Below are 24,468 nucleotides of genomic sequence, written 5' to 3'. Positions count from 1 at the left end.
AGATCCATCTTCGCCAATACGCCATAACATTGATTTAAATGGAATTAATGACATTTTCCAGCGAATATCCTTGACCGTTCATTTTTTAGTTATCTTTGTTAATCTTAATTCCAGCCTATCGTCACTTGAGGCGAGCGGGCTCGCGTTCATCCGTCAGCACACCCACAAAAACAATAAATGAGGTTCGCCATGGACACCCCATCACGTCGTACGACGCTGACCATCGCCCTGTGTTTTATCGTTGCACTGATTGAAGGCTTCGACCTGCAAGCTGCCGGCACTGCCGCCGCGGGCCTGCGTCAAACCTTTGCCCTGGACCCGAAAATGATGGGCTGGGTGTTCAGTGCCGGCATCATTGGCTTGCTACCGGGCGCCTTCTTCGGCGGCTGGATTGCCGATCGCATCGGTCGCAAGAAAATCCTCATCGGCGCCGTGCTGCTGTTCGGCGTGTTCTCGCTCAGCACTGCCTACGTCAGCACTTTCTCCAGCCTGCTGTTGGCGCGCTTCATGACCGGCCTGGGCCTGGGCGCCGCCCTGCCCAACCTGATCGCCCTGTGCGCCGAAGCCGTGGGTGAACAACGCCGTGGTACCGCCATCAGCATCATGTATGCCGGCGTGCCGTTGGGTGGAGCACTGGCGGCGGTGGTCGCCATGCTGTTCACCGATCATTGGCAGGCGACCTTCATCATCGGCGGTCTCGCACCGTTGCTGGTGGTGCCGCTGATGATCCTGTTGCTGCCCGAGTCCAGCGCCTTTCGCCAGCAGCAAGGGACTGTCAATGTGGCGCGCGCTTCAACCGGCCAGGCACTGTTCGGCGAAGGCCGGGCTCGCGTCACCCTGGCGTTGTGGCTGAGCTACTTCTTCACCCTGACCGTGATGTACATGTTGCTCAACTGGCTGCCATCACTGCTGCTGGAACAGGGCTTCAGCAAACCCCAGGCGGGCCTGGTGCAAATGCTGTTCAATATCGGCGGCGCCCTCGGCTCCCTGCTCGGCGGACTGCTGCTGGATCGCTGCAACGGCATCAAGGTGGTGCTGTTTGTCTACGCCGGGTTGCTGGCGGCGCTGGCCGGGGTCGGCCTGTCGGTGGGCATTGTCCCGATGGGCATCGCCGGGTTTGCCGCAGGGTTGTTTGTGATGGCTGCGCAACTGGTGCTTTACGCCCTGGCACCGCCGTCGTACCCAACCTCGGTGCGTGCCACCGGCGTCGGCGCGGCAGTGGCCATCGGGCGCCTGGGGTCAGTGGCCGGGCCCTTGGCCGCAGGGCAGATACTGGCGGCCGGGGCCGGCACCACCGGCGTATTGCTGGCGACCTCCCCCGGGTTGGTGATTGCAGCGCTGACCATCATCAGCGTGATTGCCCGTTCGGTCCCACTAACTGTATCGATGGAAAAGGCCAAGGCCTGATGTGCGAGACCTGTGGGAGCGGGCTTGCTCGCGAAGGCGGCGGTACAGGCAACATTGATGTCGTCTGACACTCCGCCTTCGCGAGCAAGCCCGCTCCCACAGGGTCCGGCGTGCCGAGCCCTACAGCCCTTCAGCCCTCCTTGACCCACTCCACAAGCAAACTCGCCTCAGGCTTTTTTGCGAAGACCTTCTGCGGCAGCAGCAGCCAGGCCAGTGCCGGCAGCAGGATCAAGGCACCGAGCATGTTCACCAGGAACATGAAGGCCAGCAGGATGCCCATGTCGGCCTGGAATTTGATCGGCGAGAAGGCCCAGGTCGATACCGCGACCGCCAGTGTCATGCCGGTCAGCAATACCACTTTGCCGGTGAACAACAGCGCTTGGTAATAGGCCTGGGCCAGGGTGTCACCGGCACGCATCCGAGCCAGGATCACGCTCAATACATAGAGCGCATAGTCGATGCCGATGCCCACGCCAAGCGCGATGACCGGCAGTGTCGCGACTTTCACCCCCATTCCCAGACCCACCATCAGCGCCTCGCAAAGAATCGAGGTGAGCATCAGCGGCAGCATCGCGCAAAGGGTTGCACGCCAGCTACGGAAGGTCAGCAGGCAAAGCAGGCTGACCGCGCCATAGACCCAGAACAGCATCTCGTGCATGGATTTTTTCACCACGATATTGGTCGCGGCTTCGATACCGGCGCTGCCGGCGGCCAGCATGAATTTGACCTCTGGCACCTGATGCGCAGCGATGAAGGCTTCGCTCGCCTCCACCACCCGATTCAGGGTATCGGCCTTGTGATCGGACAGGTAAACGTACAGCGACAGCATCGAACAGCCCTGATTGAACAGCTCCCGCGGTGCACGGGTCTGCACCGCACCCAGCGCGCCGTCATTGGGGATCAGCTCATACCACTTGAAGTTACCTTCGTTGTAACCGGCCGTGGCGATCTTGCTCATCGCCGCCATTGAAGTGGTCGACTCCACGCCAGGCAACTGTTCCAGTTGCCAGGCCAACGCGTCCACCGCAGACAGGCTGGCATAGCGCGTGCACTGATCTTCCGGCGTCTTGATCATGATCACGAAAATATCGGAACTGGCCGCATAGTTTTGGGTCATGAACAGCGCGTCGCGGTTGTAGCGCGAGTCGGCGCGCAACTCCGGGGCGCCAGGATCGAGATCGCCGATTTTCAGGTTCAGGCTCACGGCAAAACCGAATGCTGCCAGCAGCAGGCCGCCCAGCATGGCGCCAATGGCCCAGCGCCGCTGGGTGAACAAATCGAGCACACGCCACAACGGATGCTTGATCTGTGCTTGCAGCTCGGCGGTTTCCGAACTCAGGCTGCGTTGCGCCGCTGCCGGGCTGACACCGATATAGCTGAGCAGGATCGGCAGCAGAATCAGGTTGGTGAAAATCAGCACCGCCACGCCGAGGCTGGCGGTGATCGCCAGGTCCTGAATCACCCGGATGTTGATCAGCAGCAATACGGCGAAGCCCACCGCATCGCAGAGCAAAGCGGTCATCCCGGCGGCAAACAGTCGGCGAAAGGTATAACGCGCGGCCACTACCCGGTGGGTGCCACGACCGACGTCCTGCATGATGCCGTTCATCTTCTGCGCGCCATGGCTCATGCCGATGGCAAACACCAGAAACGGCACCAGCGCCGAGTACGGGTCCAGCTCGTACCCAAGTAGCGCGAGCAGGCCCATCTGCCAGAGCACGGCCACCAGCGAACAGGTCACCACCACCAGGGTGCTGCGTGCGCAACGGGTGTAACCGTAAAGCACAACCACGGTCACCAACACAGCCATCACGAAGAACAACAAGACCTGGGTCAGCCCCTCGATCAGGTCGCCGACGATCTTGGTAAAACCTGTGATGTGGATGCGCAGTTCATCGGTCTGGTACTTGTCCCGCAGCGCCTCCAGCTGTCGGGAAAACTCGCCGTAGTCCAGGGCTTTGCCGGTCTGCGGACTGATTTCCAGCAGCGGCACGAAGATCACGCTGGACTTGAAGTTACCGGCGACCAATTGGCCGACCTCACCGGAACGGGCGACGTTGGTCCGCACCTGCTCGATGCTGGTCGCCGAGCCATCGTAATCGTCGGGGATCACGGTGCCGCCATCGAGCCCCTCTTCGGTCACGGAGGTCCAGCGGGTGGTCGGGGTCCATAACGACTTCATATAGGGACGATCGACACCCGGCAGCAGATAAAGCTCGTCGTTGAGCCTGGCCAGGGTGTCGAGGTAATCCTTGGTGAAGATGCTGCCCTGCTTGACCTCCACGGCGATCCGCAACGAGTTGCCCAGACCGCTCAACTCGCTGCGATTCTCCAGGAAGTTGGCGACATAGGGGTGCCCCGTAGGGATGGTCTTCTCATAACTGGCGTTGATACCGATGCGCGTGGCTTGCCAACCGAGCACCAGCGTCACCAGCAGACACAGCAGGATCACCAGCGGCCGATGGTTGAAGATCATTCGCTCGGCGAAGTTGCCCGACGCCTGGTCGAAGTCTTCCAGGCGGCCGATCACGGTTTGGGTTTTGTCGTCTTTCAAGTCTGACTCCTGTTGCACGGGCCATGGCCCGATAGCGCTACACCGTGAAGTTTCAAGGTTTGGCGGAGGCCCGTGGATCCTGATCAGTGGCCACGCCACTCAAACCGACGCTGGCCAGACTGCCGTCGGCTGTCTGTTGCACGGCAGCGACCGTCCCGCCGCTGCGACTCTGGCGCTTGTCGAAGCTGCGACCCTGGTCATGGCTGAACAACAGTTCACCGCTCTGACTGGCCAACAGCAGGCTGCCGTCACGCAACTCGATGGCTGTCGCCAGTGTTGATTCGATGCCGGTGTCGAGGCGTCGCCAACTGCTGCCACGGTCCTCGGACCACCAGGCGTTGCCGCGCAATCCATAGGCGATCAACGCTCCGCCGCGGGTGCCGAGCAGACCGAAAAAGCTGCCTTCATAAGGTGATTTCAGAGGCTGGAACGAATGCCCGGCATCGGTCGAACGCAACAACAGACCGCGCTCTCCTACCAGCAGCAGGTCGTTACCCGAAGCGCGAATGCCATACAGATTCAGGCCCTGCGGATTGTCCACATGCTGCATCCACGGTCGCCAGTTTCGCCCGCCGTCGTCGGTGCGATAGATCTGGTTGTAGGCGCCAACGATGTAGCCATGCAGGCGGTCACTGAAGTACAGGTCGAGAAACGGTTTATCCGGCCCGTCATCCAGCATCTGCCGTGCCTGCGCAAGGTTGCTGGCGCCGCCCGGCTGATGGGCATCGCGCTCCGCAGCCTGCACCGCCAGCGCGGCGGCACGCTCACCGTCGAGTTGCTTGTGCCAGGTTTCACCACCGTCCTCGGTGTGCAACACCACGCCCAGATGACCGACCGCCCAGCCCTGCTCGGCATCGACAAATTGCACCGCGGTCAGGCTGACGCTGACCGGCACACGGGCCTGGCGCCAAGTCATTCCAGAGTCATCCGAGAGCAGCACGATGCCGCGCTCGCCTACCGCCACCAGACGCTCGCCAGCCCGGGCCAACCCAAGCAATACCGCGCGCGCGGCCTTGGCGGTCGGCAGTGCCGGCTGCTGTAGAACAGCAAACGTCGCGGCCTGCGCAACCATGGACGTGCTCGCCAACAGACACAACGCCAGCGCGCAGGCACTCCATCGCAGACCGAAACTTGCAAAGATTTTTTCAACGTTCATGTCTTTATCCCGCCTGGAAAATCGCCAGCGACCGCGACGAGCTTTTCACTCGTCACGGCGCTCCATGGTTCAACGCATGTTTTCGTTGGCCATGGCATCCGGTGTGTAAAAGGAAGCCGAAGGTTTTGCGATCGTCTGGTACTGGACCGCCAGATCGTTGCTCGAAGAGTTAAGGAAGTAGGCGCCGGTATCGAGGTTGTAGCTGCCCCACATGACCTGCGCAGTGAGCGCCGGCAGGTCCGGTGCCAACAGCGTCAGCGAATACATCTGCCGACCCAGTTTGCCCTGAGCGTCATACCCGTCGACCATCAGGATCTGCCAGGAGTCCTCGTCGACGTAGTAGGTCCTATGCGGCACCACATGGCGCTTGCCGGATTTGAGCGTGGCCTCGACCACCCAGACCCGATGCTTCTCCCAGCGCACCAGATCAGGATTGAGGAAGTTCTGTTTGACCAGGTCGTCGCTCTTGGCCAGGCCGGCGCGGTTATTGTTGTAGGGAACGATCAGTTCTTTCTTGCCCGCAAGCTTGAGATCGTAGCGGTCGGTAGGCCCGAACAGCATGAACGCTTCGTCAAACAGACCGACGCCAGAGGTGACGAAGTCCGGGGTATCGTAGGCGATGTTCGGCGCTCGGCGTACCCGGCGCTGGCCGACCAGATACTGCCAGGCCGCACGGTTGGCCGGGTCCATGTCCCAATGGGTCATCAGGCCTTCGCCGGCCTTGGATGACGGCAGTTCGGTCAGCAGCTTGCCAATCTGGTACTTGCCGGCAAAATTTTCCAGGCTGCCGCTTTCCGAGTAGTAGGGAAACTGATAGCTGAACAGGGCTCGGGTCGCCTGGACCTTCTTGCCACCGGCGGTCATCAGCCAGGTATCAAAAGGTGCGCTGATGGTCTCGCCGCCCTGCCAGGACAACCGGTAGTTCCACAGAACCTGCGCGCCGTTGTCCGGGATCGGGAACGGGATACCGCCATAGGCGCTGCTGACTTTCTCGGTGTCCACATCCAGCGTGGCACGGGTGGCATTCTTGCCGGTGTTGTCATACACCCATTGCGGGGCCGCTGCCGAGCGATGGGTCGGGTATACGTCCAGGCGATAGTCCGGGTATTTCTTCAGCAGGAGCTTGGTGCCTTCGGCCAATCCGCTGGCGTACTGCTCCATGTTCGAGGCCTTGATTGAATACAGCGGTTTCTCGCTGGCGAATGGATCGGGACGTTTGTCACCCGGTTTGTAGCCCGGCGCGACCTTCGTGTAGCCGCCATCCCAGGCCGGGATGCTGCCATCGGCGTTGCCGGCCCGCTCACCGCCAAGGGGCGTCAGTTCAGACTTCAAACGTGCAGCCTGTTCAGGCGACACCGCTGCCTGCGCCAGGCTGATGCCAGCCAGGGCCAGGGTAAGGACGCAAGTGTTCAGGAAAGCGTTGTTCTGCATGGCGAATCCACCTTATTAGAATGAGGTTTTCACGTAGAGCGAGACGAAGTCACGGTCGGCCAGCGACTGCCCGTAACTGAAATTGCCGTCCTCGCGCAGCCCGGCTTTCGGCGCACCGAAGAAGTTCACGTAGTTCAGGCCGACATCCCAGCGCTGCAGATACGTGGCCTTGAGTCCGACACTCCAGTCGCCAGCATGGGTATTGCCGAAGCCCGACTTGTTGACGGCCGAAGAACGCCCGTCGAGCACCACGCCCATGCCGATTGGCACGGTCAGGTCGATCCCGTCGACAACCTGGAAGTACGCAGGCTCCATCAATACCCGCAACGCAGTGGCATCGCGGGTGGTGTTGGAATCCAGGGCCGCGGCGTTCTCGGTGACACTCAGAGTGCGGTTCCACGCCAGTTCGGCCAGTGCCGAGCCGCCATCCCAAAAAGCACCAGGCGATAGCAGGTAAATCGCCGACAGGTTGGCGTGAGCGGTTTTGCCTCGGGCGAACAGTGAGTCATCGCCGCCATCGGCCTCCATGCCTGGGGTCACCACTTGCAGGTTGCTCACCAGTGGCGCATTCCAGCGCACGGAGGTTTCACCGGCAAAGTTGAACGGCCCATAGGCAGTGGAGAAGCTGACGCCGGCAGTCTTGATATCTTCGGCGTAGACCTGACGATAGGAACTCAGGATCGGCAGCCCGGTGGCCGCCGCGGCTGCACCGTCGAGGTAGGCGTACAAGCCAATCGGGGCTTTGTCGTGATACTGCGCGGCGTAGAAACCCAGCTCCAGTTCGGTCCCGGTCGGTTTGAAGCGAATCTGCATGCCACCCTGCCCCGAATTTCGCGGTTTCAGATCGCCGCCATTCACGGTGTCGTTGCCGAACACTTCGCGCAGGGAACCGCTGCCATAACCGATGGCATCGGCATCGCTCAGGTAGCTGCCGGCGCCGGGCAGATTGGAACGCTCCCACTCGAACTGGTAGTAAGCGCCCACCGACAACTGCGGGTTGATCTGCAACTGCCCGGAGATTTGATTGACCGGGCGCAGGATTTCCTTGAACTGGGTCCCCGGCACGCTGAGCAACTTGACTACATCGGTCGGCCCCTGGGCATTGGCGATGCCGTTGCCACCGTAGAACAGGCTTTCACCGTAGATCAGGCTGTGCCGGCCCAGACGCACCACGCCCTGGGAATCTTCACCGAGGTCACCGCGCAGGAACACGAAGGCGTCGAGAATTTCCGCGTCGCGACCGTGGAGCTCGCGGGTTTCGCTGAGGAAATGCGGTTGCTCGCTGCTGTCGGTGTCCTGGTTGTAGATATCGTCGTACCAGGCCGCGCCGCTCACCCGCAGCCCATAGTTTTGCCGGCTGAGGTCCATTTCAGAGAACAGGTCCAGGCGGTTGGAGACCAGGCCGCGGCTGAAGTTTTTATCGCCCTGACTCTGGATCGAGGGGTAAAGACCGTTGGCGGTCGGTGCGTTGACCAATCGGCTGTCCTGACCTTGCAGGCGCCAGGCCTGGCTGTACTTGATGGTGTTGTCCCAACGCAGTTTCCAGTCCGAATCACCCAGGTCCATTTGCATGGCCTCGGCCCTTTCGATCATCACGCCTGCACTGCATAACGCCAGAAACAGGGCGCAATGCTTGAAACGAAAGCAACGTTTAACGTTGTCCATGGACGCTCCTCATTATTTTTATTTTTGGCATGGCTTTGCACGCATGGCGCCAGCCGACACGCTCAGTTAGCGGCTTGCGCCGCTGTCTACAGGTGTGCGTTTCAGATGTAGGTGGAGGCCAATCCGCCATCGACTGCCAGATTCACTCCGTTGATCCAGCGCGACTCGTCGGCACACAGGAAAGCGATCACCGCCGCCACCTCATCGGCATAACCAGGGCGCTTCATGCGATGGGCATCGGCCTGGGTTCGTGCTTCACCGAGCATGCTCACGAAGTCGCCGAGGATGGGCGTGAAGACCGGGCCCGGCGCCACGCTGTTCATGCGCACTGAATGTTCGAGAAACCAGGGCTGGGCCTGCAGGTAGTTCCAGACGATCAAGGCTTCCTTGAAATACTGGTAGCAGGTCTCATCCGGTACCGGGTGCTCGGCCAGCCAGGCTTGTGCGGCAGCGAAACCTTCGATGCGCGCCAGCTCCTTGTGCTGTTCCAGCCGTAACGGCCACTCGGCACCGAGGATCGAGGCGATATTGACGATGCTGCCGCCAGCGGTGATGCGCGGCAACAATGACTGACTCAGGTGACGCAACCCCAGGTAGTTGACCTTGGCCAGCAGTTGCGGGTTTGCGGTGCCCGGCACCCCGGCGATATTGCACAGGCTGTCGATCCGTGCCGGTAGCTGCGGCAACAGCCGGTCGATGTTCTCGGCACTGCTCAGATCACCCTGAACAAAACCATCCTGGGTCATGTGCGGGGCCTTCAGATCGAGGCCAATCACATGGGCGCCGTGGGCGCGCAGCAGGCTTGCAGTAGCGGCGCCGATACCCGAGGAGACCCCGGTCACCAGCACAATCTTGTTGTCGAGTTTCATGTTGAGTCCTCTTATTATTTTTGTGTACTCGCCCGACCTCGTCGGTCTGGTCCTGTCCGTCAGAACGGGTAGCGTGGCGCCTTATCCTTGACCGTCACCCATTGCCATTGGGTGTATTCGTCCCAATCGGCCGGACCGCCCACGCTGCCGCCATTTCCTGAGCTGCCGCGCCCACCGAACGGGTTGATGCACTCGTCGGCCACCGTCTGATCGTTGATGTGCAGCAGACCGCAATTGAGTTGCTCGCCAATCGCCATCGCGTGCCCGACCGAAGGCGAAATGATCCCTGCGGACAAGCCATACTCGGTGCGGTTGGCCAGATCGATGGCCTCATCGTCGCTGGCAAAACTCACCACCGTGGCGACCGGGCCGAAGATTTCCTCGTCGAATGCGCGCATGCCCGGGCGCACGCCGGAAAGCACCGTGGGTTGGTAGAACAGCTGTTCAAACTCGCCGCCGGCTTCCAGTGTTGCCCCGGCAGTCACACTCTCCGTGACGATTTCATGCACGCGTTGCAACTGTCGTTTGTTGATCAAAGGCCCCAATACCGCCTCGCCACGAGCGGCATTGCCGACCGTGATCGCCCGGGCTTTTTCTGCCAGCCGGCGGACCAGTTCCTCCGCGATCGATTCATGGGCCAGGATGCGTCCGGTGGCCATGCAGATTTGCCCCTGATGCAGCCAGGCTCCCCAGGCGGCATTGCTCGCCGCCAACTCAAGATCGGCATCTTCGAGCACGATCAACGAGTTCTTGCCGCCCAGTTCCAGGGCGACTTTTTTCAAATGACGGCCAGCCACCTCCGCAACCTTGCGTCCGGCCGCAGTCGAACCGGTGAACGCGATCATCCGAACATGCGGGTCGCGGCACAGGGCCTCACCGGCCACTGCTGCGCCCGGCAAAACCTGCAGCAACCCTTTTGGCAAACCGGCCGCCTCGAACAACCGGGCAATGATGAAACCGCCACTGACCGGGGTCTGCGGATCGGGCTTGAGCACCACCGCATTACCAGCCGCCAGCGCCGGTGCCACTGAACGCAGGGAGAGCACCAGGGGAAAGTTGAACGGCGAGATCACCCCGACCACGCCATGGGGCAACCGCCGTGCATAGGACAAACGCCCCGCTTCACTTGGGAGAACCACACCATGGGGTTGCGACAGCAGACCGGCGGCCTGATGCAGCAAGACGATCGCCTCGCGAACCTCATGTTCACCCTTGAACAGGCTGCCGCCGCTTTCCCGGGCGATGTACAGCGCCAGTTCGGCAAAGTGTTGCTGGGCCAGGGCTGCCGCTTTGCGAAAGATCTCCGCGCGTTCCCGTGGCCCCAATGCCGCCCAGGCCGGTTGAACACGGGCGGCAGTCAGGGTGGCAAACGCGATGTCCGCCGCATCGGCTAAACCGGTGACGGTCAGTACCTCGCCGGTGGCCGGCTCGATGACTCTGTTGACACCGCCCAATGGACGTATCCAGTCGCCATTGAAGATGCGTTCGCACCAGAGTGCGTCCCGCAGAAAATCAGATGGTTCACTTACCGACATTTCGGTCTCCCGGCTCTTGTGTTTGTAATTGCCTGACGCGCCTCGCGAGAACGATGCAGCGTCGTGAAAGCACTAGAGCAAGGGCTGTGCCGACTTCCCCTGTTGCCACGCGTTTTAAGTGGCGACGGCTCTGGCCTGAAGGTTTGAGAGGAGCACTGATGAATAGGGCAAGGCGTTTGGCGCCCGGTCGACACCCGGCCACTTGTCCAAATGATAAAGTTATGTTTAATAACTGTTTTGCTAATTGATCATTTCGATCAGTGGACTCGCTCAGGGGCATATAACAATGAATAATCCCCATTCGCTGCTTCCTCATCTCGCGGTGCAGGAGGAACATTTCTCCCCCCGAGGAGACAGCACTCAACTGACCGAGGGCAACTCACCGACCCTGGCCGAGTTGACCGAATGCCTGTTCTTTTCCCCTGTCGACGGGCGCATCTGGCTCAACGACCAGCGCATGCTGCTATTGCACAGTTCATCCTTCGGCGCGCTGCGGCGGGAGATTATCGAGCGCCAGGGACTGGAGCAGACCCGCGGTCTGTTTACCCGCACCGGGTATTTGTCCGGCGCACGCGATGCGCGATTGATCCGCGAGCGCTGGCCAGACGCCGATGCCGCGGCGGTTTTCTCGGCCGGCACGCGCCTGCACACACTCGAAGGCATGACCAAGGTCGAACCCCTGCACTTCAAATTCGACGCCGACTCAGGCTTTTACGAGGGTGAATTCCTCTGGCACCACTCCTGTGAGGCCGACGAGCATATCGCCGCCTACGGGATCGGCCAGGATCCGGTGTGTTGGACCGAACTGGGCTATGCCATCGGTTATGTCAGCGGACTGTTCGGCCGCCTGGTGATCTTCCGTGAAACCGAGTGCCGGGGCATGGGCCATGAGAGCTGCCGGGTGATCGGCAAGACCGCCGAGCAATGGGGCGATGTCGAACAGGACCTGAGTTATCTCACCGCCACGCCTTCCAGCGTCGCCCCCAAGCAGCGTCCAGCCCCGGCGCCCGCGCCCCAGGACGACGACAGCGAAATGCCCGGCGGGCCAAAACCCATTGGAGCCAGCGCCGCCTTCAACGCCGCGACCCTCGCCTTGCAGCGGGTTGCGCCAACGCCAGCCACGGTGCTGTTCAGCGGCGAGTCCGGAGTCGGCAAGGAATTGTTCGCCCGTCAGTTGCACCAGTTCAGCCCACGCCATCAAGCGCCGTTCGTGGCCCTCAACTGCGCCGCGATCCCGGACAATCTGATTGAGGCAGAACTGTTCGGCGTCGAACGCGGTGCCTATACCGGCGCGACTCATTCGCGCCCTGGACGCTTCGAACGGGCTCACGGGGGCACCCTGTTTCTCGATGAAATCGCCAGCCTCAGCCTGCCCGGGCAGGGCAAGCTGCTGCGTGCATTGCAAGAGCGTGAGATCGAACGCATCGGTGGCAGCCAGCCGATCAAGGTCGATGTCCGGGTGGTGGCGGCAACCAATGTCGACCTGCGCAAAGCCGTGGCGGCCGGAGACTTTCGCGAGGACCTGTTCTACCGCCTGAACGTTTACCCCATCACGTTGCCGCCACTGCGCGAACGTCGTGACGACATCCCATTGCTGGTCAATGCGTTCCTGCGCCGTTTCTGTCAGGCCTACGCCCGCAAGCCCGCCGGGCTGACCATGCGCGCGCTCAAAGTGTTGTTGCGTTATGACTTTCCCGGCAACGTGCGGGAATTGCAAAACCTGGTAGAGCGCGGCCTGATCGCCAGCGAAGACGGTCAAGCCATCGATCTGATCCACCTGTTTCGCAACGAGCCCATGCCGCAGGAGGCGTACTCTCTGGACGGCAATGGCAGCCTCGCAGCCACTGACCCGAGCCCCGCCAGCACGCAACCTCGTCCAGCCTTGCTGGAAACCCTGGCTCGTCTGGAACACGGCTTCTCCATTGAAGGTCTGGAGTCGCGTTTGATCGACGAAGCGCTGCAAAAGAGTGAAGGCAACCTGGCCGCCGCCGCACGACTGCTGGGATTAAGTCGTGCGCAGTTTGCCTACCGATTGAAGAAGTACCGACAGGCATCGGCCTGATGCAGGCCGACCTGGGGATGAAACGAAATTATCTTGCCAATATAGTTATTAACATTAACTATATTGAAGGTTAACTTGTTTGCCTCATAACACGCGCCCCGGAGTCCACATGCCCTACAACAACATCGACGGCCTCATCGAACAACTCAGCCAACTGCCCCCTCTCGGCTCGCTGACTGTCGACCAACAACGTCAACAGGCCGAACTACTCTTTGGTGCCGGCTCCTGTGCCGAGGGCGTGACCTTTGAGGCCGCCAATCTGGCCAGCGTCAGCGGGCTTTGGGCCATTCCCACAGATGCCCGGCCCGACTTCGTGTTGCTGTATCTGCATGGCGGAGGGTACTCGTTCGGCAGTGCCCAGGCCTATCGCCCGCTCACCAGCCAATTGGCAGCCCGCAGCCGGATTCGTACCCTGTGCATCGATTACCGCCTGGCCCCGGAACACCCTTTCCCGGCCGCCGTAGAGGACGCTCTGGATGTGTACCGTGCACTCCTCGAAAACGGTGTGAACGCCGAACACCTGGTGCTGGCCGGCGACAGTGCCGGCGGCGGTCTGTGCATGGCTCTGATGTTGGCTGCCAAGGCCGCGGGTTTGCCGCTGCCCGCGGCTGCGGTAGTGATGTCGCCTTGGGTGGACATGGCTCAGACCGGAGAGTCGTGGAATTTGCAGAAGGCTCGAGATCCATTGCTCGGCCCGCTTGCTGGCAAGACCATTATGGCCGACACCTATCTACAGGGCGCCGAGCCACTGAATCCGCTGGCCTCCCCCCTATACGGCGACCTTCGGAGTCTACCGCCAGTGCTGATCCAGGTGGGCAGCCGGGAATGCCTGCTGGATGATTCAACCCGGCTCGCCAGCCGCCTGGCCAGCGCCGAAGTGGCGGTACACCTGGACGTCTGGCCGGGAATGATTCATGTCTTCCAGACCATGAGCGATCAACTCGAAGAAGCCCGCCGGGCACTGGACCAGATCAGCGCCTTCCTCCTTCGGCACCTGGGGGAAAATGTGACCTGACCTCAAGTTTGCGTAGAATGCGGGGCGATACCGTATCCAATAATAAACAACGACCGGTAGACTCATCCCCCCTGTGATCAACTGGTGACTTGTGGCGCCCTTCTACGCTCAATGCCTGAACTATCAACCATGAGCGCAAGCTCATGGGTATTAAATGCCTACGCAAAAGCACTTTGCAGATTTTTTCTGTCGGGATCGCTGCTGATTGCCTATAACGCGTGTGGCGCCCCCTTGCCGCTCGAACTGTATATCCCTGACGCTCCGCCACTGACGTTTGTCGATGACGCCAAGGGTCACGGAATGGTCGGAGAAGCCGTCCTGACAGCCATTGCCAACGCCGGCTATGTCGCTCATGTCCATGGGCTTCCCTGGGCCAGAGCGCAGAAATACGTCAGCGAGAAGCAGGATCTTCTGATAGCCCCCTTGTCTCGCACGCCTGAACGCGAAGATCACTTCACCTGGATCGCATCGATCATGCCCATGGAGCGCGCTTTTTTCAGCCTCGACCGGCCGGTGAGCAGCTTCGCGCAAGCGAAAAAAACCTACCGGGTGATCGGCGTCGGCCTCGGTAGTGCGCAGGAGGAAATCCTGCGTGCACAAGGCTTCAGCGACGAGCAGATCTACCCCCTGACCATTGGCGACAACCCCGCGCAGATGCTCTTGAAAGGTCGCATTGATGCCTGGTTCAACGGTGTTCCCGAGAGTCGATACATCTGGCCGAAGATGTCTGAACGCAAACTGTTCATGAGCCCGGTCATGAGCAGCGCGGAGCTCTATCTGGCTTGCTCCAGGCTTTGCTCCGCTCAACTGGTGCAAGACCTGCGCGAGGCGGTTGAAAAGCTTCGCGATGACGGCACCTTGGCGCGTATACAACAGAGCTATTTGTCGCAATAACGGAACCGCCAGCGCCGCTCAGTCTGCGTATTGCCGGGGCGGCTAAACCCATTCAAGACAGACATCCCTCCTCCGCTGGCTCCTGCAACCCCATGAACCGTCGCACTCGATGAGCCTCAGGCTCCTCGCGGATCGCCTGTGGCGAGGCATCCAGCTGTATGTGGCCGTTGTCCATGAAGATCACCCGGTCGGAAATCGACAGGGCAAAGTCCATCTCATGGGTGACGATTAGCAGGGTCATGCCTTCCCGGGCCAGATTGCCGATGACCGTGAGCACCTCGCCGACCAGTTCCGGATCCAGCGCCGAGGTGGGTTCGTCGAACAACAGGATATCCGGGTCCATGGCCATGGCCCGGGCAATAGCCACGCGCTGTTGCTGGCCCCCGGACAGTTGATGCGGATATTTGTGGACGTGTGCCAACAGGCCGACCTTGTCGAGTAGCTGGCAGGCGCGTTGTTCGCTCAGTGCGCGGCCGATGCCATGATAACGGGGAGCGAGGCTGATGTTGTCCAGCAGTGTCCGGTGCGGGAACAGGTTGAAGTTCTGGAACACCATGCCGATGCGCTGTACGCCCTGACGAACCCGACGGCCATCCGGTTTGTCCCCGGCATTGATGAAGCTTTCCCCGAACAACAGGATTTCGCCTTGATTGATGTGCTCCAGGCCATTGATCGTACGAATCAACGAGGTCTTGCCGGAGCCCGACGGGCCGATGATAGAAATCACCTGGCCACTTTGCACCTTCAGGTCGATGCCCTTGAGCACATGATGATCACCGTAGCGTTTGTGCACGCCCTGCAGCTGCAAGGCCGGGGCGGCGCCTTTGGCCGGGGGTTTGAACGTGCTCGTTGCGACAGGCGCCAGACTGTCACGCAGCACTTTTGCCGAGGCGCTATCGAGGGTTTGCGGTGTCCGCAGGTTGAGGTCCAGGTAGCGCTCCAGACGCTGCAGGGCGAAGCCGAACACAGTGACGATCAGCACGTAATACACACCCACCGCCGCCAGGGTTTCCATCACCAGGAAGTTCTGGGCATACAGGCGCTGACCCACCGTCAGCAGCTCGGTCAGTGAAATCACCGAGATCAACGAGGTCAGTTTGACCACGGTGATGTATTCGTTGATCAAGGTCGGCAGTGAGATACGAAACGCCTGGGGAATCACAATCAACCGTTGCAGGCCGAACAGGCCGATACCCAGAGCACGGCCGGCTTCCTTCTGCCCCTTGGCGACCGAGATCAGTCCGCCACGATGAATTTCGGCCATGTAGGCGGCCTCAGTGACCACCAGCGCCAACAGGCCGGAATAGAACGGTACTGACAGGATCGGCCCGGCACCGGGTAGCAACTGCGGCAGGTTGTAGATGAAGACCACCAGCACCAGCAGCGGAATGCTGCGAAAGAACCAGATGTAGAGTGACGCCGGCATGCGCAGCCAGGGCAAGCTGGACAACTTGGCTGATGCCAGAACGAAGCCCAGCACCATCCCCAGGAACCAGGCCAGGGCACTCAGTTCGATGACGGTCAGGCTCGCCGCCCAGAAGTCAGTCTTGGAAAACAGCGAAACAAAGTAAGACCAGTCGAATTGCATAGACACCTCGTACGAGCCGCGCCCTCGACCGAGGGCGCGGTTTCAGCCATTACTCGGAGACCGGTTCCAGATCATATTTTTTGAGAATGGCGGTGTACTCACCGCTGGCTTTACTGTCGGCCAGGGCTTTGACCAGCGCCTGATAGGTAGCGTCGGCGTCTTTCTTCACGTAGATGCCCAAGGTCTGCGGATAAACCAGCTTCTGCGAACTGACCACGACCCGCCCGTTGGTGCGCTGGGCGATCATGTGCGCGGCACCGGCGATTTCCACCTGCGCCTGAATGTTCTTCGAGAGCAGCGCCTGCGTCACTTCGGGAGCCGAGGGGTACTCGTTGACGGTGATGGCGCCTTTGTTGTTCGGTACGCAGTAGTCGCTGGACAACTGGGTGAATTTGGCGACCCAGGTGGTGCCCTGCTCCAGGCCGATCTTCAGGCCGCACAAGTCCTCGGGAACCTGCGGGGTCAACTCACTGCCCTTGGGCACCATGATCGCGGCACCGGTGTTGGCATAGGCGATGGTACGGGCCTGGAGCTGGCGTTCGGGAGTGATGTACATGCCGGAAATGATCGCGTCGTAATGCCCGGCGTTGAGGCCGTTGATCAGATTGGGAAACTTGGTATCGACGAAGTTGGCCTTGACGCTCATCGCCTTGGCCAGGGAGTGGGCCAACTCCGGGTCGGAGCCAACCACATTCTTGTCAGCGTCATAGGACTCGAACGGCGGGTAGGTGATTTCCATACCGACCTTCAACACACCGGGGGTCGCGGTGCTGGCGAAGGCGGCGTTGGCGCAGAACAGGCCGGCGGCGAGCAGGCTCAGTTTGCTCAGGGCGTAGTGGCTTTTCATCGTGGGAAGCTCCGTTGGTTGTTTTTTTAGGAATGAGTGATGGTGTTTTTCAGGCGGCCGAAGCTCGATGGCTTTCGAGCCCGGGACGGCAGCTCAAGCTCGCCGTTTTCCACGCGTTTGCGCAGGTACTGGTAGGTCTGCAGCGCTTGGCTCCACATGTGCTCGCCAATCGCCAATGCCTCGTAATCCCCGGCATCCTTGGCGAAAGCCGGCAGCGGTTTGATCAGCGTGTGATAGTCGCAGGCGTAGAACAGCGGGAAGCTGTAGCGCTCCTGAGCGACCTTGCGCACCCGGTGGGCGGTGGCGACAAAGGCACCTGCGGTCATGACTTCCAGCATGTCGCCGATGTTCACCACGAACGCCCCGGGCATTGGCGGTGCATCGATCCATTGATCCTGATCGTTAAGCACCTCCAACCCCGGCTGATCGGCGTGCAGGATGGTGAAGCACTCGTAGTCGGTATGCGCGCCAATACCCGGCGCATCCACGGCTTCGGCGTCGAAGGGGTAATGGATCAGCCGCAGCTTGGAGGGTGGGCGAGTCACCAGCGCATCGAAATAGCCCTCCTTCAGCCCCAGGGCCAACGCGAAGCCATCAAACAGCCGGCGGCCAAGGGCAAACACCGCCTGATAGTAGTTTTGTACCGCGCCCTGGAAGCCCGGCACTTCGGGCCAGTGGTTCGGCCCCAGCAGCGGCGTACGGTTGAGGAACAGCGGGTCATCCACTGACACTTCGAAGCCGATATCGAAGGCCTCTTTATGATCCGGCTTGCCCTTGGAATACACCTCCTCACCTTCGGGCACGAAACCCTTATGGCTTTGCGAGGCGCCGATGTAGTGGCGCATCTTGGCTTCCAGCGGTTGTGCAAAATAATCCCTGGCCGCCTGGCGCAGGCCCTCGATCAGCGCCGGATCGATGCCATGCCCGGTGATGTACAGAAAGCCCACATCGCTGGCGGCGCGGCCCAGTTGCTCGGCCACTGCAAGGCGGTGCTCCAGCTCGATACTGAAGAGTCCCGCGATGTTCACCACCGGGATGCTGTTGAAGTTGGCCTGGGTTGATGAGGTATTACTCATGGCGGGTTCCTTCACGGGTGAAACGGTCGAAGTGTTCGCGCTCGGTCCGGGCCATCCACTGGTTCAAGGTCCAGAGGTCGGCCACCGGCATGTTGGTGAAGGGCAAGTGATGCAGATAACCGTCGGCACCGAACTCCGGCGTCAGGGTGCTGACCGAATAGCCGCGCTGAAGCTGAGAGGCCCAGACGGACTCCCAGTGGCGCTGATGAAACGCCAGTTCACGGGCATATTCCGGGGCGGCGGGATGAGGGACTTGCGGGCCCTGGTCATAGCCGACCCGGGCCTGAAGGTGATGCACACGCTCGACGAAGGTCGAAAGATCGTCGGCCGGGTCGTCCAGCAATCGCTCACAGCAGACCACCCAATGACTGATGTCACTGGTGAAACGCAGTCCCGGCAGTTGGCGGATCAGTTCCAGGGTTACCCAAGGGCTGTATAGGGAACGGGCGCGGTGAGTCTCGAAACTGCAGAACACCCCATGCCTGGCGGCCAATTCCATCGCCTGGCCGAAGAACTCGACCTGCAATGCTTGCGGCCAGCGGTCGTTACCTGCCAGCAGATTGACGAAACGTGGGGTCAGCTCCGTGGCCCAGCCCAGCTTGCGATCAATGTCGGCCAAGTGTTGGGCGGGTGTGGCGTTCTGGTCGGGCAATACATCGTAAGCACTGAACAATGTGCAGATATAGGGAACCTGATTACTGCGCAGGAAAGCGCCGAACTCACCACGTTCATCGGCCTGAAGTGGCAGGCGTGCTTCGATGCCATCGAAGCCGGCGGTGAGCAATTCATCCAGGGCCTGTGCCTTGCTGGCGGTATAGCCCCACAATGTGCGGAAAATCTCTAGCTTCATGCATTCCTCCCGGCTGCGTCGGGCCACTAGCGGATTGGGCTGGTGGCGTTACTGGGCAGTCGAAAGGGTTGCTGCGGGCTGCTGCTCTGATGGCGTCAGTCCCGTGGGGAGGATCCTAAGATCATGTCGGCAAATGATTGAATAGGCTGCAGCAAATAGTTAGTTCAGAAATTCATGAACTAACGCCGGCGGGTTTCCTCGTGGGAACAGTGATCCGCAACACCTCGTCCCTTCACCGTAGATTCGCTACTATGTTTGCCCCCGCTTTCCTTGTCTGCGGTTTTCTTCATTCTGGAGCCCGAATGCCTAGTCAAAAGGACATCGCCGCCGAAAGCGGCGCACCGATGATCCCTGAACAGCGCCGTGAATTGATGCTGCGCCAGTTGCGCAAGCATCAGGTGCTGAGCGTTCATCAGTTGATGGAAATGTTCGACTGTTCGCACATGACCATTCGCCGCGATATCGCGCTGCTGGAACAGGAAGGCCGTGCTTACTCGGTCACCGGTGGCGTGCGAATCGCCAGCCAGCTCCATAGCGAGCCCAGCCATCAGTTCAAAGCGGTGGTCGAATTGCCGCAGAAGCAGGCGATGGCCAAGCTCGCCGCACGGTTACTGCATGCCGATATGACGATTTATCTGGATGCGGGGACGAGTACGCTGGAGATCGTCCCGTATATCAAGGCGCTGTCGGGCATGACTGTGGTAACCAACGACTTCGGGATTGTCCAGGCGTTGATCGATGCGCCCCATGTCACGGTGATTCACACTGGCGGGCAGCTGGATCACTCCAATCAATCGTGCGTGGGCGGTCTGGCGGTGGCCACCTTGCGTCAGATCGTCACCGATATCGCGTTCATCTCCACCAGTTCCTGGGATTTGCGTCGCGGCCTTACCACGCCTTCGGCGCTGAAGGTGGAGGTCAAGCAGGTCGCGATGCAATCGGCCTCGCAAGTGGTGCTGGTGGCCAGCAGTTCGAAGTACGGCACGTTCAGCATGTACAGGATCGCCGGGCTCGAGCAGTTCGACATCATCCTCAGCGACGACGCGCTGACCCCTGCCGCGGCCGATAGCATCCGCAAGCAGGGTGTGGAACTGCTGTTGCCCGGCGATAACAACGTGTAAGGCGTTAGCGCGCCTTCCAGTCACGCAGCCATTGCAAGCCGGCCGATGTGTTACCACGCGGCCGGTATTCGCACCCTACCCAGCCGTCATAACCCAACTGGTCGATCAGCTCGAACAGGTAGGGATAGTTGACTTCGCCCAGGTCCGGCTCATGTCGATCCGGCACACCGGCGATCTGGATATGGCCGATGCCGTCGAAATCCCGACGCAGTTTAGTGGCCAGGTCCCCTTCGACGATCTGGCAGTGGTAGCAGTCGAACTGAACCTTCAGGTTACTGGCGCCCACTTCCTTGCAGATGGCCTGGGCCTGATCCTGGCGATTGAGGAAAAAGCCCGGCATGTCCCGCGTATTGATCGGTTCCAGCAGCACCGTGATGCCAGCCTTGGCGGCCTGCGCGGTGGCGTAAGCCAGGTTCTCCAGGTACACGCCGTGATGCCGTGGGCGATCTGTTTCCGACGGCAGCAAGCCAGCCATCACATGGATGCGTGAGTTGCCCAGCACCGCGGCGTACTCCAGCGCGCGATCGAAGCCGCTACGAAATTCACTCTCTCGCCCGGGCAACGACACCGTGCCGCGCTCGCCCGCCGCCCAATCGCCGGGCGGTGCGTTGAACAGCGCCTGAACCAGGCCGTTATCGTTCAAGCGCTGTTTGAGTTCCTGGGCGCTGTAGTCGTAGGGAAACAGGTATTCCACGGCTTCGAAACCATCGGCGGCAGCGGCGGCGAAGCGGTCCAGAAACTCATGTTCCGGATAGAGCATGCTGAGGTTTGCAGCAAAACGAGGCATGGTAGCTCCTTGGTTAGAAGGTTAGACAAACGGCCAGATCAACAAGGTAATACCGAAACCCAACGTGCCGAGCAAGGTGGTCAACACCGTCCAGGTGCGCAAGCCGTCGGCCACGTTCAGCCCGGACAATTTGGTGAAGATCCAGTAACCGGCATCATTGATGTGGGACATGGCCAACCCGCCACCGCCCATGGCCAGGCACAACAGTGCCATGTGGTTTGCCGTGAGATCGAGGGTAGCGATCAGCGGGCTGATAATGCCGGCGGTGGTCACCAGCGCCACCGTGGTCGACCCCTGAACCGCACGCAACAGCATGGTCAGCAGAAAGCCCAGCGCGAGTACCGGCAGACCGGTGGTGCGCAGCATGTCGGAGACCACGGCGCCGATTCCGGTATCGACCAACACCTTGCCAAACACACCGCCGGCACCGGCAATCAGAATCACCATGGCCACGCCAGGCAAGGCCGAGCCGATCACGTCAGACACCTGAGTACGACTCCAGCCCCGACGTGAACCCAGCAACCAGGCACACAGCAAAGTATCGATCAGCAGCGCCACCAGCGGCGCGCCGAGCACGGTCATGATGCCGCGCAGGACCGAGTCGGCAGGCAGCAACGAGGTGGACAGCGTTCCCAGCAGAATCAGAATGATCGGCAACACAATCAGGCCGACGATCAGACCAAAACCCGGTGGCGGTGCCGGCGGCAGTTTGGAGACGATGCTGCTGGTGGCTTCTTCCAGGCCCATGTGAGACGCGGCCACGGCCGCTCGTTCAGGGCTCTTGTCGTTACCATTGGACCAGGCAGCCAGGTCCTCGTTGGTGACATGCGGGCCGTAGACCTCGGCACGAATATCGTCAGTCATCGGGTACACCCGACGGGTCATGCGCCCGGCCACGCGGTAGCCGACATAGCAAAGGAACGCAGTGATCGGCAGACCGAACATCAGCACGCGGCCGAGGTCGGCACCCAACTGGCTCGCAGCGGCCACCGCACCCGGATGTGGTGGCAGGAAGGCGTGTACGGTCAGCAACGCAGCGCACATCGGTAGCGCGAACACCAACAACGGTTTACGCGCACTACGAGCGACACCATAGGCCAGCGGCATCAGGATGATCACGCCGACCTCGAAAAACACCGGCACCCCGACCATGAACCCGGCAATCGTCAGCGCCAGTGGCGTGCGGCGATTGCCGAATCGGGTAATCAGCGTCTTGGCCAGCGCCTCGGCACCGCCGGAGAGTTCGATGATCCGCCCGATCATCGCGCCCAGGGCAATGATGATCGCGATATGCCCCAGGGTCTTGCCCATGCCGCCTTCGATGGTGGCGACCAGATCGGCCGGCTTCACCCCGGCCACCAGCGCCACCAGAATGCTCACCAGCATCAAGGCCACGAATGGCTGGAACTTGTACTTGAGCACCAGAAACAACAACAGAGCGATCCCTAGCCCCGCAGTAACCATCAGGATTAACGGGCTCATTTCAAAAGCCCTCCACATCGGGTGAACGAAAGGGTTGTTCTGAAAATGTCGCAGTGAAGGTGAGTCATGCCTGGATGTCCTCTTGTTATTGTATTTTTCAGGCAAGCCGGGAGCGTGGGAAGTCGCTGCGCGTCTCCCGAACAGGGCCTGCTTTATCGGTCTATCGTGTTAAAAAATTAGAGCGCTACCAGTGCGCGCCGAAGGTCACTCGCAGCTCATCCAGTGCTGCCTGATCGAGCGGCTCGGGCTTGGGATTGCTCATCAGCCACAGCCGCGCAGTTTCCTCGAGTTCTTCCAGGGCGTAGCTGGCCCTGGACACTGAACTTTCCCAAACCACCGGCCCCAGCCGTTCGAGCATCACGCCGCGAACGCGGTTGGCCCATTGCGCGACCTGTTCGGCCACCTTCGGCGAGCCGGGCCGCTGGTAACCAATCAACGGGACAGGCCCGACTTTCATCACCTGATACGGCGTCAGCGGCGGCAGGATGTTGTCCGGCTGCCAGACACCGGCCAGCGTCAACGCCACCAGATGGGTGGAATGGGTATGCACCACGCCACCGACGCCCGGGTTGCGATCGTAGACCTGGCGATGCAGCGCCAATGTTTTCGAAGGCTTGTCACCAGAGACCCATTCGCCGGCCAGATTGACCTTGGCGATGGTCGCCGGGTCGAGGCGGCCGAGGCAGACATCGGTCGGTGTGATCAACCAGCCGTCATCCAGACGCGCGCTGATGTTGCCAGCGCTGCCGACGGTGTAACCGCGCTCATAAAGGCTGCGGCCGACCTGGCAGATTTCTTCGCGCAGGGCATTTTCATTACTCACTGCACCGTTCATTGCACATCCCCGGCCAGTTGCTTCAAGGCTTTGCTGAAGAAATCCCGGCTACCGAAGTTGCCCGATTTGAGTGCCAGGGCCAGCGGCTCATGAGTACTGCTGACCGTCGCCGGCACACCCGGATCGATCTGCGCGCCGATCTGCAGCAATTGCACACCCAGCGCCTGAACCACAGCGCCCGAGGTTTCACCGCCAGCAATCACGAAGCGGCGTACGCCGCTCTGGCGCAGGCCCTCGGCAATTTCGCCAAACGCGTTTTCCACCAGACTGCCAGCCTGCTCGACGCCCAACTGGTGTTGCACGGCCTTGACCTCATCCGGTGAACTGGTGGCGTAGATCAATACGGTTTGTTCATTGTCCTTGGCGAAAGCCAGGGCCTGGGCGACCACCGGCTCCCCGGCAGCCAGGGCCAACGGATCAATCCGCAACGCTGGCCGACCGGCTTCGAGCCAGGCTGCCACTTGCCCATTGGTAGCGATCGAAGCGCTGCCGGCCAACACCACTTCACCGCCTGATACTGCCGGGAGTTTCGAGGCATCGAGGTCACGCAGTTTGCCGGCGCGACGGAAGTTTTCCGGCAAGCCCAATGCAAGCCCCGAACCACCGGTCAGCAACGGCAAATCGGCGCAAGCGGCCCCGAGGGTGTACAGATCGCGATCCGACAAGGCATCGGCAATCGCCATGCCGACACCTTGAGTCCGCAGTTCTGCGATGCGCTCACGCACCTGCTCGGCCCCTTGGGCAATGGTGTCGTAGCGCAACAGGCCGACGTTCAGGCCGGTCTGCGATTGCAACACCCGAACCAGGTTGGCATCGGTCATCGGCGTCAGCGGGTGATGCTGCATGCCCGACTCGTTGAGCAGTTGATCCTGCACAAACAGGTGGCCGCGAAAGATCGTCCGGCCATTTTCCGGAAACGCCGGGCACGCCAAGGTGAAATCGCTACCCAACGCCGCCAGCAGCGCTTCGCTGACCTGGCCGATGTTGCCGGCTGCGGTGGAATCAAACGTCGAGCAATATTTGAAAAAGATCTGTTCGCAGCCTTGCTCGCGCAGCCAGGCCAGCGCCGCGAGGGACTGTTCAACCGCTTCGGCGACGGGGATGGTGCGCGACTTCAGTGCGATGACAATCGCATCGGCATCAAGCCCGGCAGCCACTTCGCTGCTCGGAATGCCGATGCTTTGCACGGTGCGCATACCGCCGCGTACCAGCATGTTGGCAAGGTCCGTGGCGCCGGTGAAATCGTCGGCGATGCAACCCAGCAATGGGCGTGCGGTGGTGGTGTTCATTGGGC

General features: G+C 60.9%; 19 protein-coding genes and 1 pseudogene. 5 read left to right on the top strand and 15 right to left on the bottom strand.

Annotation, left to right across the window (positions count from 1 at the left end; translation table 11 throughout):
* Window positions 1-189 precede the first annotated feature (189 nt).
* Window positions 190-1,407, top strand: a complete 1,218-nt coding sequence (gene mhpT / locus ACZ9IM_RS17720; protein ID WP_476224581.1) for a 3-(3-hydroxy-phenyl)propionate transporter MhpT — start codon at window positions 190-192, stop codon at window positions 1,405-1,407.
* A gap of 130 nt (window positions 1,408-1,537) precedes the next feature.
* On the opposite strand, the gene ACZ9IM_RS17715 is transcribed toward mhpT, so the two are convergent.
* From ACZ9IM_RS17715 to ACZ9IM_RS17690, 6 genes are all read right to left on the bottom strand, one after another.
* Entirely contained in the window at window positions 1,538-3,961 is a 2,424-nt protein-coding gene (locus ACZ9IM_RS17715) for an efflux RND transporter permease subunit (protein ID WP_476224580.1), read from the bottom strand.
* Window positions 3,962-4,013: 52 nt separating this feature from the next.
* Window positions 4,014-5,117: a WD40/YVTN/BNR-like repeat-containing protein gene (locus ACZ9IM_RS17710; protein WP_427625333.1), complete on the bottom strand. Its 1,104-nt coding sequence runs from the start codon at window positions 5,115-5,117 to the stop codon at window positions 4,014-4,016.
* Window positions 5,118-5,186: 69 nt separating this feature from the next.
* Window positions 5,187-6,548 (bottom strand): DUF1329 domain-containing protein, encoded by a 1,362-nt coding sequence (locus ACZ9IM_RS17705; RefSeq protein ID WP_427625331.1) that lies wholly within the window; start codon window positions 6,546-6,548, stop codon window positions 5,187-5,189.
* Between the two features lie 15 nt (window positions 6,549-6,563).
* Window positions 6,564-8,213, bottom strand: a complete 1,650-nt coding sequence (locus ACZ9IM_RS17700; protein ID WP_476224579.1) for a DUF1302 domain-containing protein — start codon at window positions 8,211-8,213, stop codon at window positions 6,564-6,566.
* Between the two features lie 101 nt (window positions 8,214-8,314).
* A complete protein-coding gene (locus tag ACZ9IM_RS17695) occupies window positions 8,315-9,082 on the bottom strand; it encodes a coniferyl-alcohol dehydrogenase (protein ID WP_476224578.1) in 768 nt (255 codons plus the stop codon).
* 59 nt (window positions 9,083-9,141) lie between these two features.
* Complete coding sequence (locus ACZ9IM_RS17690) at window positions 9,142-10,617, bottom strand: benzaldehyde dehydrogenase (protein WP_476224577.1); 1,476 nt, start codon at window positions 10,615-10,617, stop codon at window positions 9,142-9,144.
* A gap of 286 nt (window positions 10,618-10,903) precedes the next feature.
* Between ACZ9IM_RS17690 and ACZ9IM_RS17685 the strand changes: the two genes are divergently transcribed.
* The 3 genes from ACZ9IM_RS17685 to ACZ9IM_RS17675 all read left to right on the top strand — a co-directional run bounded on the left by ACZ9IM_RS17685 (window position 10,904) and on the right by ACZ9IM_RS17675 (window position 14,588).
* Window positions 10,904-12,679, top strand: a complete 1,776-nt coding sequence (locus ACZ9IM_RS17685; protein ID WP_427625326.1) for a sigma 54-interacting transcriptional regulator — start codon at window positions 10,904-10,906, stop codon at window positions 12,677-12,679.
* A gap of 109 nt (window positions 12,680-12,788) precedes the next feature.
* The gene (locus ACZ9IM_RS17680; protein ID WP_476224575.1) at window positions 12,789-13,694 is read left to right on the top strand and encodes an alpha/beta hydrolase; all 906 of its coding nucleotides are present in this window, start codon (window positions 12,789-12,791) and stop codon (window positions 13,692-13,694) included.
* A 129-nt stretch (window positions 13,695-13,823) separates the two neighbouring features.
* Window positions 13,824-14,588 carry a substrate-binding periplasmic protein gene (locus ACZ9IM_RS17675; RefSeq protein WP_476224649.1) on the top strand — a complete coding sequence of 255 codons (765 nt, stop codon included), beginning with the start codon at window positions 13,824-13,826 and terminating at the stop codon, window positions 14,586-14,588.
* Between the two features lie 52 nt (window positions 14,589-14,640).
* Here ACZ9IM_RS17675 and ACZ9IM_RS17670 read toward each other — a convergent pair whose 3' ends face one another.
* The 5 genes and pseudogenes from ACZ9IM_RS17670 to ACZ9IM_RS17650 all read right to left on the bottom strand — a co-directional run bounded on the left by ACZ9IM_RS17670 (window position 14,641) and on the right by ACZ9IM_RS17650 (window position 18,949).
* Window positions 14,641-15,603, bottom strand: coding sequence for an amino acid ABC transporter ATP-binding protein (locus ACZ9IM_RS17670; protein ID WP_476224648.1), 963 nt, complete (start codon window positions 15,601-15,603; stop codon window positions 14,641-14,643).
* Window positions 15,583-16,071 (bottom strand): annotated as a pseudogene (locus ACZ9IM_RS17665) (amino acid ABC transporter permease); the annotation flags it as partial. The pseudogene ACZ9IM_RS17665 and the gene ACZ9IM_RS17670, both read right to left, overlap by 21 nt.
* A gap of 154 nt (window positions 16,072-16,225) precedes the next feature.
* Window positions 16,226-17,023, bottom strand: coding sequence for a transporter substrate-binding domain-containing protein (locus ACZ9IM_RS17660; protein WP_427625323.1), 798 nt, complete (start codon window positions 17,021-17,023; stop codon window positions 16,226-16,228).
* Window positions 17,024-17,049: 26 nt separating this feature from the next.
* Complete coding sequence (locus tag ACZ9IM_RS17655) at window positions 17,050-18,099, bottom strand: isopenicillin N synthase family dioxygenase (RefSeq protein WP_476224574.1); 1,050 nt, start codon at window positions 18,097-18,099, stop codon at window positions 17,050-17,052.
* On the bottom strand, window positions 18,092-18,949 hold the full coding sequence (locus ACZ9IM_RS17650) for a sugar phosphate isomerase/epimerase family protein (RefSeq protein ID WP_476224572.1): 858 nt from the start codon (window positions 18,947-18,949) through the stop codon (window positions 18,092-18,094). The genes ACZ9IM_RS17655 and ACZ9IM_RS17650 overlap by 8 nt, the downstream gene beginning before the upstream one ends.
* A gap of 302 nt (window positions 18,950-19,251) precedes the next feature.
* Between ACZ9IM_RS17650 and ACZ9IM_RS17645 the strand changes: the two genes are divergently transcribed.
* Window positions 19,252-20,070, top strand: coding sequence for a DeoR/GlpR family DNA-binding transcription regulator (locus ACZ9IM_RS17645; RefSeq protein WP_063343788.1), 819 nt, complete (start codon window positions 19,252-19,254; stop codon window positions 20,068-20,070).
* A 4-nt stretch (window positions 20,071-20,074) separates the two neighbouring features.
* Here ACZ9IM_RS17645 and otnI read toward each other — a convergent pair whose 3' ends face one another.
* From otnI to otnK, 4 genes are all read right to left on the bottom strand, one after another.
* Window positions 20,075-20,857, bottom strand: a complete 783-nt coding sequence (gene otnI, locus ACZ9IM_RS17640; RefSeq protein WP_427625320.1) for a 2-oxo-tetronate isomerase — start codon at window positions 20,855-20,857, stop codon at window positions 20,075-20,077.
* Between the two features lie 21 nt (window positions 20,858-20,878).
* A complete protein-coding gene (locus tag ACZ9IM_RS17635; protein ID WP_476224571.1) occupies window positions 20,879-22,339 on the bottom strand; it encodes a GntT/GntP/DsdX family permease in 1,461 nt (486 codons plus the stop codon).
* 184 nt (window positions 22,340-22,523) lie between these two features.
* Window positions 22,524-23,162 (bottom strand): 3-oxo-tetronate 4-phosphate decarboxylase, encoded by a 639-nt coding sequence (gene otnC / locus ACZ9IM_RS17630; RefSeq protein ID WP_177319504.1) that lies wholly within the window; start codon window positions 23,160-23,162, stop codon window positions 22,524-22,526.
* 8 nt (window positions 23,163-23,170) lie between these two features.
* Window positions 23,171-24,463 (bottom strand): 3-oxo-tetronate kinase, encoded by a 1,293-nt coding sequence (otnK, locus tag ACZ9IM_RS17625; RefSeq protein WP_427625318.1) that lies wholly within the window; start codon window positions 24,461-24,463, stop codon window positions 23,171-23,173.
* Window positions 24,464-24,468: the final 5 nt, after the last annotated feature.

It is taken from the genome of Pseudomonas sp. TE12508 (assembly GCF_056279485.1).
Note: the sequence above shows the minus strand (reverse complement) of the source record. Positions and strands in the feature narration are given on the sequence as shown.